Below are 13,376 nucleotides of genomic sequence, written 5' to 3'. Positions count from 1 at the left end.
CGGCACCGGCGGTGGCCGCCTACGGCCGTGAAACCGGTCCCACGACAGGTAGCGCTTTATAGCACCCCGGTGTGACACCACGCGGGTAACGGTTCGGGTCGTGACCGTGCCGGAACCGGACGATCCCGTCCTACGCTGCGGCGATGACCCCGACCCGGGCACCGCGCGCCGCTTTCGCCTGGTGGGGCGCGACGGCGTGCTGGCTGCTCGGCTCGCTGCTGGGCGGGCGCCGGACGGCCGTCGAAGCCGCCGTCCCACTCCCGGTCGCGATCCTCGCGTACGTCGTCTGCGCCGGGCTGTGGGCGCTGCTGGTCCTCGGCGTGTACCGCGGGGTCAAGGGAACCCGCGTCACGCTGGCGATCGTCGGCGCGCTCGGCGTCGTGGACCTGGTCCTGCAGCTGTTCGCGGACATCGCCGTCGGCGCGGTGCCGCACGGCGCGTTCTTCCTGGCCGCGCTGGTCCTTTCGGCTGCCGGGTACGTCCTGCTGTTCAGGCCCCGCTGAGCCGCGCGGCGAGGAACTCCTGCTCGACGGCGTTGTCGCTCAACGCGAGCGCGGCCCGGTAGGCCTCGGCCGCCTCGGCGTCGCGGCCGAGGCGGTGCAGCAGGTCGGCCTTGGCGGCGGGCAGGTAGCGGTAGCCGGCGAGCCGGCCGTCGTCCTCCAGCCGGGCGATTTCGGCGAGCGCCGCCGCCGGGCCGTCCACCATCGCCAGCGCGACCGCGCGGTTGAGCGCCACCACGGGCGAGGGCCACAGGCGCAGCAGCACGTCGTAGAGGGTCAGGATCTGCGGCCAGTCCGTCTCGGCGTAGCTCGGTGCCTGGGCGTGCAGGGCGGCGATCGCGGCCTGCACGCTGAACCGCCCGGGCGGGCCGCCCTTGAGCGCTTCCACGACGAGCCGGTCGGCCTCGGCGATCATCGTGGTGTCCCAGCGGGACCGGTCCTGGTCTTCCAGCCGCAGCAGCCGGCCGGCGTCGTCGGTCCGGGTGGCCCGGCGGGCCTGGTGGACCAGCAGGAGCGCGAGCAAGCCGGCGACCTCGGTGTCCGCGGGCAGCAGGGCCCGCAGCATCCGCGCCAGGTCCAGCGCGCGCCCGGTCAGCTCGTCGCGCACCAGGTCGTCCCCCGACGCCGCGGTGTGGCCGGCCGAGTAGAGCAGGTGCAGCACGGTCAGCACGACGGACACGCGCGCCGGCAGGTCCTCGGCCGCGGGCACCGCGTACGGGATCCGCGCGGCGGCGATCTTCTTCTTGGCGCGGGTGATCCGGGCGGCCATCGTCGGCTCCGGCACCAGGAAGGCGTGCGCGATGTCGGCCGTCGCGACGCCGCACACCAGCCGCAGCGTCAGCGCGATCTGGGCTTCCTGCGCCAGCGCCGGGTGGCAGCAGGTGAAGACGAGCCTCAGCCGGTCGTCCGGGATCGGCCCGGTCGGTTCGGGTGGCTCGGCGGCGTCCGGCTCGACCAGCAGCGGCAGCTTGCGCCGCAGTACTTCCCGGTGCCGGACGCCGTTGAGGGCGGTCCGGCGCGCGACCGTGGTCAGCCACGCACCGGGCCGGTCCGGGACACCGTCACTCGCCCAGCGCTTCAGCGCCTGGAGGTAGGCGTCCTGGACGGCTTCTTCGGCCTCGTCGAGGTCGCGGGTGACCCGCACCGTCGCGGCGAGCACGTAGGCCCACTCGCGACGGTGCGCCTCGGCGACGGCGTCCGCGACCGAGGTCAGTCCGGCACCACCTGGAAGTCGACGAGCGGCCGGACCTCCACGCCGCCCTCGACGACCGGCGTCAGCTTCGCGCAGGCGAGGGCGTGGTCGAGGTCGCGGGCCTCCAGGACGTACACGCCGGCCAGCACCTCCTTGGTCTCCACGAACGGCCCGTCGGTCACCAGGTCGCCGCGGATCGCGGTGGCCGTCTCGTTGGGCTGCAGGGCCAGGCCCGCGGTCACCTTGCCGCCCTGCGCGGCGATCCGGTCGGGCAGCCCCAGGTGCCGGTCCATGATCTCCTTCGGCAGGTCCTCGGGGGCCACCCGCTCGTAGATCAGCACCGCGTACTGCGCCATGTCCGTTTCCTCTCGTCGTGGTCCTTTCCTACTCCGTCACGCGAGGGAGGGCGAAATCGACAGGGCGGTGAGAACTTCTTCAGCGCGCGGTCAACGTGAGCGCGAACGCGTTGCCCGGTCCCTGGACCAGCGAGCTCAGGTACTCCGTGAACGCACCACAGCCGGTCAGCGCCGGGATCGTGAACTCCCCGCCCACCGGACCGCCCGACGCGAGCGCGAAACCGCTGCCCGACTTCAGGTCGACCGCGATCGGCGCGCTCGCCCGGCACCCCGCGTCGGCGACCGGCAGCCCGAAGAGCGTCACCTGCGGCAACGCCAGCGCGAGCTTCGCGTGCGCGACGAACCCGTCGCCGGTCAGCTCGCCGGTCTGCGGGCCGTCCGGGCCGAACCGCAGCTCGGCCGTCCCGGGCACGAACCCGAAGACCTTGAACTCCGCCCGCGTCCGGTCGAACGCCGTGCCGAAGGCCGGAACGCCCAGCGACCCCGTGACCGGCGCCGTCGCCCCGAGCGCCTTCAGCGTGGTCGTCCCGGTGACGCCGTACTCATACGACGGCTGCGTGCCGCCCAGGTCGAAGCTCAGCAGCACCGGGTCCTGGCCCGGGTCGAGTGTGCAGTCCGAGGTGAACGAGCTGAGCCCGGTGAACGAGCCGTCCGCCTTCTTCGGCGTCAGCCGGGTGCTGAAGTCCCCGATCGTCAGCGTGGTCTTGCCCGCGTTCGGTAGCCGCACCGGCGGGACCGACCCGGTGGCCCGGGTGGTGAACGCCCCCGACTGCGGCACCACTGTCTTCGCCACGGTCAGTGGCAGGGCGAGCGGCAGCGTCAGCGAGCCGTTGGCCAGCGTCACCCCTGCGGACGCCGTCCCTTCGATGCTCGCCGCACCGACCAGGGCCAGGCCCCGGGTGGACTTGTCCGGCACGGTCACCGCGACCGTGAGGTCCGCCGTCGTGAACGTCCCGCCGGGTGCGGACGGCACCTCGAAGGACGCCTTGACCTCGACGTCGAGCTGCTGCCTTCCGATCAACGGGAACGGGCAGGTGAAGCCGAGCTTCTTGTCGATCGGCGTCGACGCGTCCGCGGGCGGGACGGCGAACGGCAGCACCAGGCAGGCGAGGCCCGCCGCGAGCAACGACCGGGCTTTCCGCACGGGCTCTCTCCTTCCGGGGCATGGCACCGGCCCCCGCCGCGGCGCGACGGGGGCCGGCAGCTCGGGTCACTTCTTGGCGAGCACGAGGTCCAGCGAGTTGCCGTCACTCTTGGCGAACGCGCTGATGATGTCGTTGAACGAGCCGCAGTTCTGCAGCGCGGACAGCGAATAGGTGCCCGACAGCTTGCCGCCCTTGAGCAGGTCGAAGTCGGCGCCGGTGGTCATCTCGCTGGTCGACGAGGTGGTCGTGCCGCACTTCGGGTCCGTGCTGATCGGGATGCCGAACAGGTTGACGGTGGTCAGGAACGTGTCGAACTTGATGTGCGCCTTGAAGCCGGTGCCCACCAGTTCCCCGGTCTGCTGGCCGTTCTGCACGACCTTGACGTCCGAGCTGCCCTGGATGAACCCGAAGAGCTTGAAGTCGGTGTGCGTCGGGTTCAGCTTCAGGTCACCGGTGAACGTCTTGGCCGACAGGTTGACGTCGGCGTCGAACGAGCCGGTGATCGGCGCGGTGCTGCCGAGCGACTTGAGCGACGTCGACCCGGTGATGCCGAAGGAGTACTTGATGCCCCCGCCCGGCGGGGTCGTGGTGGGCGGGGTGGTCGTCGGCGGCGTGGTGGTCGGGGGTGTCGTCGTCGGCGGGGTGGTGGTGGGCGGGGTCGTCGTCCCGCCGCCGGCGATGGTGATCGTGGCGAGGGTGTTGGCCTGGCCCGCGTCCTGCGTGCAGGGCGCGTCGATCGTGCCGTCCGGGGTGATGCCGGTGACCGAGCCGTCGGCCTTGCGCGGGGTGACCTTGAGGTTCAGGTCGCCGACGGTGATCTTCGCCTGGCCGGGCTGGGTGAACGTCAGCGACGGCGTCTTGCCCGCCGCGTTGATGTTCAGCTCACCCGAGGCCGGGATGTTCGTCTTGTCCAGCGTGATCGGGACGTTGACCGGCAGGTTCAGGCTCGGCGCGGCGACGGTCGCGGCGGCCGTCGCGGTGCCCTCGATCGTCGTGGCCCCGATCAGGCTCAGCCCGGCGACGGTGTCCGCGTTGATGGTGGACACGGCCTTGATGTCGAACGCGCCGGTCGGCTGCCCGGTGTTCACCGTGGTCGGCAGGTCGGTGTTGATCACCACCTTCAGCGACTGCGAACCCACCAGCGGCAGCGTGCAGTGGTAGTTCAGCGTCAGCGAGATCGGGTCGGCGGCACTGGCCTGCGCCCCGACGACGAGTGCGGTGGCGATCAGCCCCACCGCGCCCACGGCCGCGGCGGCCGCGACCGTCTTCTTCTTGCCTCTTGGGTGACTCACGATGGTCCTTCCGTGTATCAACAGTGATACGAAACGGCCCGCGCTATTCGAGAATCGCGACCGGACCGTAAGCTAACGAGCACCAATGGCGCCGATCAAGGGCTTTTGGTGAAAACGTCACGCCGTCTCGGTAAATTGTCACACCGGCACGTCGGCCGACCCGGGTTCCTAGCAGGCACGGGAAGGTTTCCCCAGCACAGCACGGACGCCGAACCGCTGACGCGCATGACAAATCTCCGGCTCGAAATGTTGACGCGAGTGCCAATCCGCTTTTCTGTCCTTGCTCGCGCACAACCGCGCCGCGTAGCTTCGAAACCCATGAAAAGAATGCACAGCGCGGTGCTCGCAATGGCGGCGGCCGCACTTCTGTCGTGCGCCGCCTGCGGGTCGGACGCCCCGGCCGATCCCGGCCGGCACGCCGACCCCGCGGCGCTGGCCTGGGTCGACAAGGTGTGCACCGGGGTGGCCGCGGGCTCGGCGAAGCTGTCGCAGCCGCCGGCGGTCGACGACGCCGACCCGGTGAAGACCCGGGACGCGATGGTCGACTTCCTCGGCCGCCTGGGCTCGGCCCTCGAGGACATGGCGGGCGGCATCCGCACCGCCGGCGTCCCTCCTGTCCCGGATGGACAGTCCGCAGTGGACAAAGCGACCGGCAACCTCACCGAGACCCGGACCAAGCTGGCCGAGACGAAGTCCAAGATGGAGCAGGCGAAGGTGACCGACCAGCCCAGCCTGCGCCAGGTCATCTCCGAAGCCGACGCGACCATGGGGCAGCTGGCCGATCCGGAAGGCCCGATCAAGGACCTCAAGGCGAACCCCGAGCTGAACCTGGCCTTCAGCGAGTCCGCGACCTGCAAGCGCGTCTACGGGACGGGCTCGTGACGCGCCGCGCGCTCGCCCTGCTCGTCGCGCTGGCCGTCACCGCGGCCCTCGCCCCGGCAGCCTCGGCGGCACCGGCTCCCGGTCCCTTCGACGACTCGTTCTACACCCCGCCTTCGCCGCTGCCCGCGGGCGAACCGGGCGACGTCATCCGCTGGCGGACGTCGAACGCCGGGCCGCGCAAGGCATCCGTCGACGCGTGGCAGGTGATGTACCTGTCCACGAACGCGCTCGGGCAGCCCGACGCCGTCACCGGAACCGTGCTCGTGCCGAAGAACGCCGACCGCGCGAGCGCGCCGATCGTCTCGTTCGACCCCGGCACGCACGGCCCGGCGTTCGGCTGCACGCCGTCGAAGATGATCGACATCGGCGCGTTCTACGAGCAGCCCGGCCTCGACGACCTGCTCGACGCGGGGTACGCCGTCACCGTCCCCGACTACGAGGGCTACCAGAGCACGCCGAAGACGACGTACGTCGTGGGCCGATCCGAAGGCCCGGCGGTGCTCGACGGGGTCCGCGCGGCCCAGCGGCTCACCGCCGCCGGGCTGTCCGCGACGGCGAAGGTCGTCTTCCGCGGCTACTCCCAGGGCGGCGGCGCCGCGGCGTGGGCCGGGGAGCTGCAGCCTTCCTACGCGCCGGAGCTGAACCTCGTCGGCGTCGCGGCCGGCGGGGTGCCGGCCGACCTCGTGCAGGTGACGCTGCAGCTCGACGGCAAGTCCGGCTTCGGCGTGTTCGCCTACGCCCTGCTGGGCCTCGACCAGGCCTATCCGGAGCTGCGGCTCGACTCGTTCCTCAGCGACAACGGCCGCGCGAAGCTGGCCGAGATGAAGCAGAGCGCGTGCACGTTCGAGCTGCTCACGACGTACGCGAACCAGAAGATCGCGGACTACACGACCGGCCCGGGCTACATCAAGCCCGCGTGGGTGGCGCGGCTGACCGAGAACAAGCTCGGCGGCAGCCCGCCTCGCGTCCCGGTGTTCCAGTACCACGGGACCGGCGACCAGCTGGTGCAGTTCGCGCAGGCCGACAGTCTGCACAAGGCGTACTGCGCGGCCGGCGTCCAGGAGACGTGGAAGACCTACGACACCGACCACATCACGCTGGTCTACACCGGCAACGCCGACGTCCTGGCGTTCGTCAAGGACCGGATCGCCGGGAAGCCGGCGACGTCGAACTGCTGATCAGCGGTTCGGCCTGCCGTGCGGGTGCTGCTGCTGCCACGAGCTGATCACCGAGCTCACGTACTGCTGCCAGGTGTCCTGAACCGGCGATGCCGACGGCGTGGGGCGCGCGGGCTTGCGTCCCGCGGCGGCCGGGGCGCCCGTGGTCCGGACCGGCGAGTCGTGCACCTGCGCGGTGAGCGGGGGCGGTTCCGCGGAAGCGCTCATCGTCTCCACCGCGTCGCTCGAGGCGGGCGGCGCGGCGGGGGCGGTCGCGCCCGGCGGCGGCGTGGCCGTCCCGCCGACCTGCTGCGGCTGCAAGAGCACGACGGCGGCCAGCCCGAGCGCGACGGCCGCACCGGCGGCGAGGACGTACGGCTTGGTCCGGCGGGACTCGGCGGGCGGCGCCTCCAGTGGGCGCTCGTCCTCGGGTTCCGGCGCCGCGAGCTCGGCGTCGAGGATGGCCAGGGGGTCGGGCTTGGTCTCGGGCTCCGGTTCGGGCGCGGACGCCGCGGCGAGCATCGCATCGAGGTCACCGCGGATCATCAGCGGTTTCGTCTGCGAAAGGTTCACCAGTTCGGCGACCGAGGGGAGCTCACCCTCACCGCCCGTGCGTGCCATCGAAAGACCTCCACCCTGTCGGCGTCACCTGGAGGAACCATGCCCGAGCCGCGAGAGCTGCTCCGCTTCGCCGTCGTCGGCCTGGCCGCGTACGGAGTCACCCTACTGGGCGACTACAGCCTGAAGCTCACCGTGTTCCGTGAGAAACCGGTAACGGCGCTTTTCTGCGCGACGGTGGCCTCGACGGCGTTCGCGTACCTGCTGTCCCGGCGCTGGTCGTTCGCGGGCCGCGGCGGCCATCACCGACTGCGCGAGGCGGCGTTGTTCTTCGTGGTCAACGCGGGTGCGGTGGCGGTGAACCTGGTGCCGCCGCTGGTCTCGCGGTACGCGCTGGGGCTGGCGGTACCGCACGTGAGCTACCTGGCGCAGGAGGTCGCCGACTTCGTGGCGGGGATGGTGCTGGGGACGGGCTTGGGCACGGCGTTCCGCTGGTACGGCTACCGGCGGTGGGTGTTCCCGGGCTCAACGCCACCAGTTGGCGTCGCCCAGAGTGGTGAAGCCGAGCTTGTCGTAGAGAGGCTTCCCGGACCGCGAGGCGGTCAGCGTGGAGGGCTCGTGGATGCGTCGGTCGACGGGCGTGGTGGCCTGGGCAAACGTCTTGAATGAGTCATTCAGGACCTCCCACGCCCTGAATGACTCATTCAAGACAACCGCCGGTGAGGCCGCCCCTGCGCCCGCCGAAGACATCCGCCGGGGATCCGTCTCTGCCGAGGCCCTGTCCGGGAGGAGCGTGGCCGTCGGCAGCCGCCCGCCCAGCGCCCGGCTCACTCCTCGCCCGGCAACGCCCGCTCCGCCAGCAGCGCCAACTCCAGCCGCAACCTCTCCCCGGGATCGTCCAACCGCGCCCCGAACAACTCGGACAGCTTCTTCAACCGCGCCCGGATCGTCTGCGGGTGCAGGTCCAGCAGCCGACCCAGCTCGGGCGCGCTCCCCCGGGTCTGGACCACCGCCAGCAACGTCTCCGCCAGCTGCTCCCGCCGCCGCCCGGACAACTCCGCCAACGGCGCCAACGTCGTCGATGCCAGCTGAGCCACCAGGAACTCGTCCGCGAGCAGCAACAGCGTCGTCAAATGGTCGCGGCACCACACCACCGGGCCGGGCGCGTCCAGCAAGCCCCGCGCCGCCAGGTCCAGTGCCCGGCGGGCCACCCGGAACGACTCCGGGGCCTCGACCGGGGGCACCAGCGGCCCGACCGCCGCCATCCAGCCGGCCGGCAACGACGCCAGCCCCGCCAGGTCCGTGTCCGGGGCCGGCGTCAGCGCCGCGGGCGGACTCCCGAGCGGGTCGGCCGGGACGTGCTCGGGCAGCAACCCCGGTGGGAACTCCGGCGCGCCCGGCAACGCCCGGAACGCCACCGCCGCCACGCGCGCGGGCACCGGCAGCCCGGACGCCGCGAGCAGACTGTCCACTTCGGCCGGTGCGCGGCCGCCGATCAGGGCGTGCAGCAGCCGCCGGTGGCGCTCGCCCGTGCCGGACATCGCCGCTTCCGCCGCGCGGTAGCCCTCAGCGACCGCCGCCATCGACGTCTCGACGTCGGAGAACATCCCCTCGGCCGCGCCGTACAGGACGTCGCCGGACAAGCCGGCATCCCGGGCGATGTCGGCGATCCACCGCCACGTCACCCGGCTCGACACGCGCACGGCGGCCTGCACCGACTCGCGGCTCAGACCACTGTGGAACGCCTCGCGCCCGTGCCCGCGGAACTCGGCCAGCCGGTCGGCCTGCCACATCGCGGGCGTGCCGACGCGGTCGATGTCCCGCTCGATCCCGCGCCGCGCCTGCTCGATCGCCGCGGTCCGGGTGGGACCGCGGCCGAAAGTACCGGAATATTCCGGAATCTCGGCGGCGATGCCGTCGATGCAGGCCCGCGCGATCTCCGGGATCCGCGGCCGCACCGCGTCACCGAGCTCGTGGGGCAGCCGGGCCCACACCGAACCGTCCGAGGCAGCGGAACCGCGCATGGAAATTCGGTCCTCCACTGGGGAATTGGCGCCTCGAAATACACCCGCCATCTGACACGGAGCGTAGATCGCCCACCCGTCCGTGTCAAAAGGACGTCACCGCGTCACCTTTTCCGGGAACACCTCGTTGATTTTTCAGTGACACAACCGTCGGATACGCTCTGCTCCGCTTGGACGAACTCGAAGGGGGATTCGTGGTCGAGTACCGCAGCTTCCGCCTGCTGGCCTCGCTGCCGCGCGCGCTGGGCGCGGGCCTGCGCCCGCACGTCGGGCACGCCGCGGCCTCGATGATCCAGGAGGTCCAGCGCACGGTCCCCGCCTACGGCCTGCCGCTCAAGGGCGTGTTCGGCAAGGTCCTGGTCAAGAGCGTCGAGTACGCCGTGCAGCACTGCGTCGACTCGATGGGTGAGCCGGAGCTGTCCCACGAGCACTGGACCGACTTCTACCGCGGCCGCGGCCGCATCGAGTTCACCGAGGGCCGCAACCTCGACGCGCTGCAGGACAGCGCCACCATCGGGGCCCGGGTGGCCTGGCGGGCGATGCACCCCGGCGTCGTCGCCGCGGGGGTCGACCCGGCCGTCATCTCGGTCGCCGCGGAGGCCATCTTCGCCTACGTCGACGAGCTGTGCGCCACCGCGATCGAGGGTTACCAGCAAGCGCAGGCCGAGGCCGAGGGCGCCGTCCCGGTCCGGCGCCGGCGCCTGCTCGAGCTCATCGTCCAAGCCCCCGAAGGCGCGGCGAGCAGCATCGCCGAGCTCGCCGGCGGCGCGGGCTGGCCGCTGCCGGAGGCCGCCGCGATGGTCGCCCTCGAACGCGGCCCCGACGCCGCCGGCTTCCCGGCCGACCTGCTCGGCGACGGCGTCCTGGCCGACCTCGACGGCCCCGAGCCGCACCTGCTCACCCGCGATCCCGACGCCGACCTCGCGCCCCTGGAAGCCAAGCTCGACGGCTGGCGGGCCGCGGTGTCCCCGACCGTTCCCCTGGCCGACGCCCCGGCCGCGCTGCGCACCGCCCGCCGCGCGCTGCTGCTGTCCGGCCCCGACATCCCCGGCCCGATCATCTGGTGCCGCGACCACCTCGCGACGCTCTGGCTGCTCGCGGAGGACTTCCTGGCCGCCGAGCTGGCCCGCCAGAGCCTCGACCCGTTCGCCTCCCTCAGCGAGAAGCAGCGCGACCGGCTCAGCGAGACACTGCTGGCCTGGCTGGAGACACGCGGCGGGGCACCGGAGATCGCGCAGCGCCTCGGCGTCCACCCGCAGACCGTGCGCAACCGGCTGCGGCAGCTCGAGGAGCTGTTCGGCGACCGCCTCAAGGACGCCGACGACCGCCTCGGCATGCAGCTCGCCCTGCGTGCTCAGCTGCTCATGCGCGCGCACCGGCCGGAGGGTGAACGGGAACGCTGACGGCGCGGTCGAGCGCGCGCACCGGCATCGGCAGCACGCGCCGCCACGGGCGGCACCCCGGCCGCTGCGGCCGGAGCTGCCGCTGGGGTGACGGAAAACTCGCGCGGCAGGACATCAGCGCGTCCGGTGCGTCATTGCGACCATACCTTCGAGGAATACGCGGATACCCGCGGAATGTCGATACGCATTACCGGTGAATCCGGGAGAACCCGCACCCTCGATCGCCTTTTCGGTCCCGTTGTTGTCACGCACACCCGCATTCGGCGTAAGTGGTGTTCGCCACACCGGACGCAAGTAGTCGGATGCCCTATTTTCAGGTTCGCGAGAAAGGCTGCCGATGACCATCGAGACGTACTCCCTGACCCTGCACGGCCGCCGCATCCGGCTGCACGAGCAGCCGTCACCGTCAGGTGCCGGTGACGAAGCGATCGTGCTGCTGCACGGGATCGCGGGCAGCGCCGAGACCTGGGCGCCGGTGCTGGCGCGGTGCGCGGCGCTCGGCCGGCGGGTGCTGGCACCCGACCTGCCCGGCCACGGCGAATCGGAAGCGCCGCGCGCGGACTACGGCCTCGGCGCGCTGGCGAGCACCGTGCGGGACGTGCTGGCGGTGTCGGGCGTGCGGCACGCGACCGTCGTCGGCCACTCGCTCGGCGGCGGCGTCGCGATGCAGTTCGCCTACCAGTTCCCGGAAATGTGCGACCGGTTGGTGCTGGTCGCCAGCGCCGGGCTCGGCCCGGAGGTGAGCCCGGTGCTGCGGGCCACGGCGCTGCCGGGTGCACCGGCCGTGCTGGCCCTGGCCGTCAACCGCGTGACGCTGGTGATCGCGCGGGCCGCGGCCCGGCTGGGGCGCCGGTTCGGCGGGTCGTTGAAAGCTGAAACACGGGAGCTGGCCCGGCATTTCGGCTCGCTGGCCGACCCCGCGCGGCGGCGGGCGTTCCTCTTCATCGCCCGCAGCCTCATCGACCTGCGCGGGCAGCGCGCGAGCGCCGTCGAGAAGCTCTACCTGGCCGAAGCCGTGCCGACGCTGCTGGTCTGGGGCGCGCGGGACCCGCTCATCCCCGTCGCGCACGGCCGCCGGACGGCCGGGCTGCTGCCGAACGGCCGATTGACCGTGCGGGAAAACGCGAAACACTTTCCACATGTGTCCGATCCGGACGGGTTCTGCGTGCTGCTGAACGAGTTCGTCCGGGGCACCGAACCCGCGCGGCTGACCCTGGACGACGTCGCCGAGCGGCTGACGGCCGCGCAGGCCGCCGAAAACACGGTGCGCGAGCCCTCCTGAAAAGTTGTCATCCGCGCACCATCCGCCCGAAGCGGAAGTGTCACCTCACCTCGCGCCGTTCCACCCGTTCGGGTGTAGTCCGGACGGGTTACCGCAAAGTCAGCGGAGAACCCGTTGACAGTGCCGTTCGCGCGAAATTATGTTGCCTGAGCCACAAAATCCGGACCGGCTTCGACGACGAAGAGGCCGGTTTTGTTGCCAGCAAGGATAAAACATGACCGACGTGGACACCGGGTTCGCCGCCCCCGCTTTGCGGACGGGCCGGCCCAACCCCGGCGAGCGCTCTTCCGGACCGGCGTACCGGCAGCAGTCCGTGTCGGCCGACCGGCCCCGGACCGCCTACCCGCCGGCTCAGCGGACCTCGGGGGAACCCCGGCCCGTGCGCGCTTCCGGCGCCATCGGGCTGTGGGCGTCCCTGCCCCGTGAGCTGGCGATCCGCTTCAAGCCGCGGGTCGACCCGCTGGCCCGCGCCGTCCTGCAGGAGGTCCAGCGGGCGGTGCCCGAGTACCGCCAGCCCCTCGAAGGCGCGTTCGGGCACATCATCACCCAGGGTGTCCGGCAGGCGATCATCCAGTGCCTCGACAGTGTCGGCACCCCTGGTGCCGTGCCGCTCGAGACGTGGACGACCGTGTTCCGCAACCTGGGCAAGATCGAGTTCAACGAGGGCCGCAGCCTCGACTGCCTGCAGACGGCCTACCGGGTCGGCGGGCGCGTCGCGTGGCGGCACATCTCGGAGTTCGGGCAGGCCAACGGCCTCGCCGCGGACACGCTGTGCACCAGCGCCGAGGCCATCTTCGCCTACGTCGACGAGATTTCCGCGCTCTCGATCGAGGGCTACACGGCGGCGCAGACCCGCGCCGCCGGCACCCGGGCGCGACGACGGAGGCGGCTGCTCGAACTGCTGCTCGCCGACCCGCCGTCGGCGCCGCAGACGATCAGCGCGCAGGCCGCGACCGCGCAGTGGGCGCTGCCCGCCGAGGTCACGGTCGTCGCCCTCGAACCCCGCGCCGACCAGCACAGTCTCGCCGCGCCGGACCTGCACTCCGACGTCCTCGTCGACCTCGAGGGCGGCGAGCCGTGCCTGGTCACCGGCGATGCGGAGAAGCACCTGAAGAACCTCACCGAGCGGCTGGGCGGCTGGCGCGCGGTGATCGGCCCGACCGTGCGGCTCACCGACGCGCCGCGGTCGCTGCTGTGGGCGCGCCGGACGCTGAAGCTCGTCCAGCGCGGCGTGCTGCCGGACGCGCCGGTCACGCGCTGCACGGACCACCTGTCCACGCTGTGGCTGCTCGCCGACGAGTTCCTGGTCCGCGAGCTGTGTTCCCGCAGCCTGGAGCCGTTCCGGGACCTCACCCCGAAGCAGCGGGCGCGCCTCGGCGAGACGCTGCTGATCTGGCTGCAGTCGCGCGGCAGCGCGCCCGAGATCGCGAAGAAGCTCAAGGTGCACCCGCAGACCGTGCGGTACCGCATGCACCAGCTGATCGACCTGTTCGGTGATCGGCTCAACAACGCCGACGACCGGCTCGACATGGAGATCGCGCTGCGGGCGGAGGCCCTGCTCGGTTCCTGAGTCCGGCTCATCCCG

General features: G+C 72.0%; 13 protein-coding genes. 7 read left to right on the top strand and 6 right to left on the bottom strand.

The window, feature by feature from the left end:
• Positions 1-143: 143 nt before the first annotated feature.
• The gene (locus QQ657_RS31120) at positions 144-503 is read left to right on the top strand and encodes a hypothetical protein (protein ID WP_284745823.1); all 360 of its coding nucleotides are present in this window, start codon (positions 144-146) and stop codon (positions 501-503) included.
• On the opposite strand, the gene QQ657_RS31115 is transcribed toward QQ657_RS31120, so the two are convergent.
• From QQ657_RS31115 to QQ657_RS31100, 4 genes are all read right to left on the bottom strand, one after another.
• Entirely contained in the window at positions 490-1,713 is a 1,224-nt protein-coding gene (locus QQ657_RS31115) for an RNA polymerase sigma factor (RefSeq protein ID WP_284745856.1), read from the bottom strand. The two genes, QQ657_RS31120 and QQ657_RS31115, sit on opposite strands and share 14 nt — an antisense overlap.
• Positions 1,710-2,048, bottom strand: coding sequence for a YciI family protein (locus QQ657_RS31110; protein ID WP_284745822.1), 339 nt, complete (start codon positions 2,046-2,048; stop codon positions 1,710-1,712). The genes QQ657_RS31115 and QQ657_RS31110 overlap by 4 nt, the downstream gene beginning before the upstream one ends.
• A 79-nt stretch (positions 2,049-2,127) precedes the next feature.
• The gene (locus QQ657_RS31105) at positions 2,128-3,192 is read right to left on the bottom strand and encodes a DUF6801 domain-containing protein (RefSeq protein WP_284745821.1); all 1,065 of its coding nucleotides are present in this window, start codon (positions 3,190-3,192) and stop codon (positions 2,128-2,130) included.
• 66 nt (positions 3,193-3,258) lie between these two features.
• Complete coding sequence (locus QQ657_RS31100; protein WP_284745820.1) at positions 3,259-4,485, bottom strand: DUF6801 domain-containing protein; 1,227 nt, start codon at positions 4,483-4,485, stop codon at positions 3,259-3,261.
• A 318-nt stretch (positions 4,486-4,803) separates the two neighbouring features.
• On the opposite strand from QQ657_RS31100, the gene QQ657_RS31095 reads away from it, so the two are divergent.
• Both QQ657_RS31095 and QQ657_RS31090 read left to right on the top strand, forming a co-directional pair.
• Positions 4,804-5,367 (top strand): hypothetical protein, encoded by a 564-nt coding sequence (locus tag QQ657_RS31095; RefSeq protein WP_284745819.1) that lies wholly within the window; start codon positions 4,804-4,806, stop codon positions 5,365-5,367.
• Positions 5,364-6,545, top strand: coding sequence for a lipase family protein (locus tag QQ657_RS31090; RefSeq protein WP_284745818.1), 1,182 nt, complete (start codon positions 5,364-5,366; stop codon positions 6,543-6,545). Before QQ657_RS31095 ends, QQ657_RS31090 begins: the two co-directional genes overlap by 4 nt.
• On the opposite strand, the gene QQ657_RS31085 is transcribed toward QQ657_RS31090, so the two are convergent.
• Positions 6,546-7,145, bottom strand: a complete 600-nt coding sequence (locus QQ657_RS31085; RefSeq protein WP_284745817.1) for a hypothetical protein — start codon at positions 7,143-7,145, stop codon at positions 6,546-6,548. It lies immediately after the preceding gene.
• 39 nt (positions 7,146-7,184) lie between these two features.
• Here QQ657_RS31085 and QQ657_RS31080 point away from each other — a divergent pair, with 39 nt between their 5' ends.
• On the top strand, positions 7,185-7,751 hold the full coding sequence (locus QQ657_RS31080; protein ID WP_284745816.1) for a GtrA family protein: 567 nt from the start codon (positions 7,185-7,187) through the stop codon (positions 7,749-7,751).
• A 158-nt stretch (positions 7,752-7,909) separates the two neighbouring features.
• Here the strand turns inward: QQ657_RS31080 and QQ657_RS31075 are convergent, their stop codons facing one another.
• Positions 7,910-9,106, bottom strand: a complete 1,197-nt coding sequence (locus QQ657_RS31075; protein ID WP_284745815.1) for a PucR-like N-terminal domain-containing protein — start codon at positions 9,104-9,106, stop codon at positions 7,910-7,912.
• 194 nt (positions 9,107-9,300) lie between these two features.
• Between QQ657_RS31075 and QQ657_RS31070 the strand changes: the two genes are divergently transcribed.
• The 3 genes from QQ657_RS31070 to QQ657_RS31060 all read left to right on the top strand — a co-directional run bounded on the left by QQ657_RS31070 (position 9,301) and on the right by QQ657_RS31060 (position 13,361).
• Positions 9,301-10,509: a PucR family transcriptional regulator gene (locus tag QQ657_RS31070; protein ID WP_284745855.1), complete on the top strand. Its 1,209-nt coding sequence runs from the start codon at positions 9,301-9,303 to the stop codon at positions 10,507-10,509.
• Between the two features lie 337 nt (positions 10,510-10,846).
• Positions 10,847-11,791, top strand: coding sequence for an alpha/beta fold hydrolase (locus tag QQ657_RS31065; RefSeq protein ID WP_284745814.1), 945 nt, complete (start codon positions 10,847-10,849; stop codon positions 11,789-11,791).
• A gap of 379 nt (positions 11,792-12,170) precedes the next feature.
• A complete protein-coding gene (locus QQ657_RS31060; RefSeq protein ID WP_284745854.1) occupies positions 12,171-13,361 on the top strand; it encodes a PucR-like N-terminal domain-containing protein in 1,191 nt (396 codons plus the stop codon).
• Positions 13,362-13,376: the final 15 nt, after the last annotated feature.

It is taken from the genome of Amycolatopsis ponsaeliensis, assembly GCF_030182635.1.
GTDB lineage: Bacteria > Actinomycetota > Actinomycetes > Mycobacteriales > Pseudonocardiaceae > Amycolatopsis > Amycolatopsis ponsaeliensis.
Note: the sequence above shows the minus strand (reverse complement) of the source record. Positions and strands in the feature narration are given on the sequence as shown.

Coding starts and splice junctions, on each gene's coding strand:
- QQ657_RS31120 (WP_284745823.1), top strand. CDS start 144: ATGACCCCGACCCGGGCACCGCGCGCCGCTTTCGCCTGGTGGGGCGCG.
- QQ657_RS31110 (WP_284745822.1), bottom strand. CDS start 2,048: ATGGCGCAGTACGCGGTGCTGATCTACGAGCGGGTGGCCCCCGAGGAC.
- QQ657_RS31095 (WP_284745819.1), top strand. CDS start 4,804: ATGAAAAGAATGCACAGCGCGGTGCTCGCAATGGCGGCGGCCGCACTT.
- QQ657_RS31085 (WP_284745817.1), bottom strand. CDS start 7,145: ATGGCACGCACGGGCGGTGAGGGTGAGCTCCCCTCGGTCGCCGAACTG.
- QQ657_RS31080 (WP_284745816.1), top strand. CDS start 7,185: ATGCCCGAGCCGCGAGAGCTGCTCCGCTTCGCCGTCGTCGGCCTGGCC.
- QQ657_RS31075 (WP_284745815.1), bottom strand. CDS start 9,106: ATGCGCGGTTCCGCTGCCTCGGACGGTTCGGTGTGGGCCCGGCTGCCC.
- QQ657_RS31065 (WP_284745814.1), top strand. CDS start 10,847: ATGACCATCGAGACGTACTCCCTGACCCTGCACGGCCGCCGCATCCGG.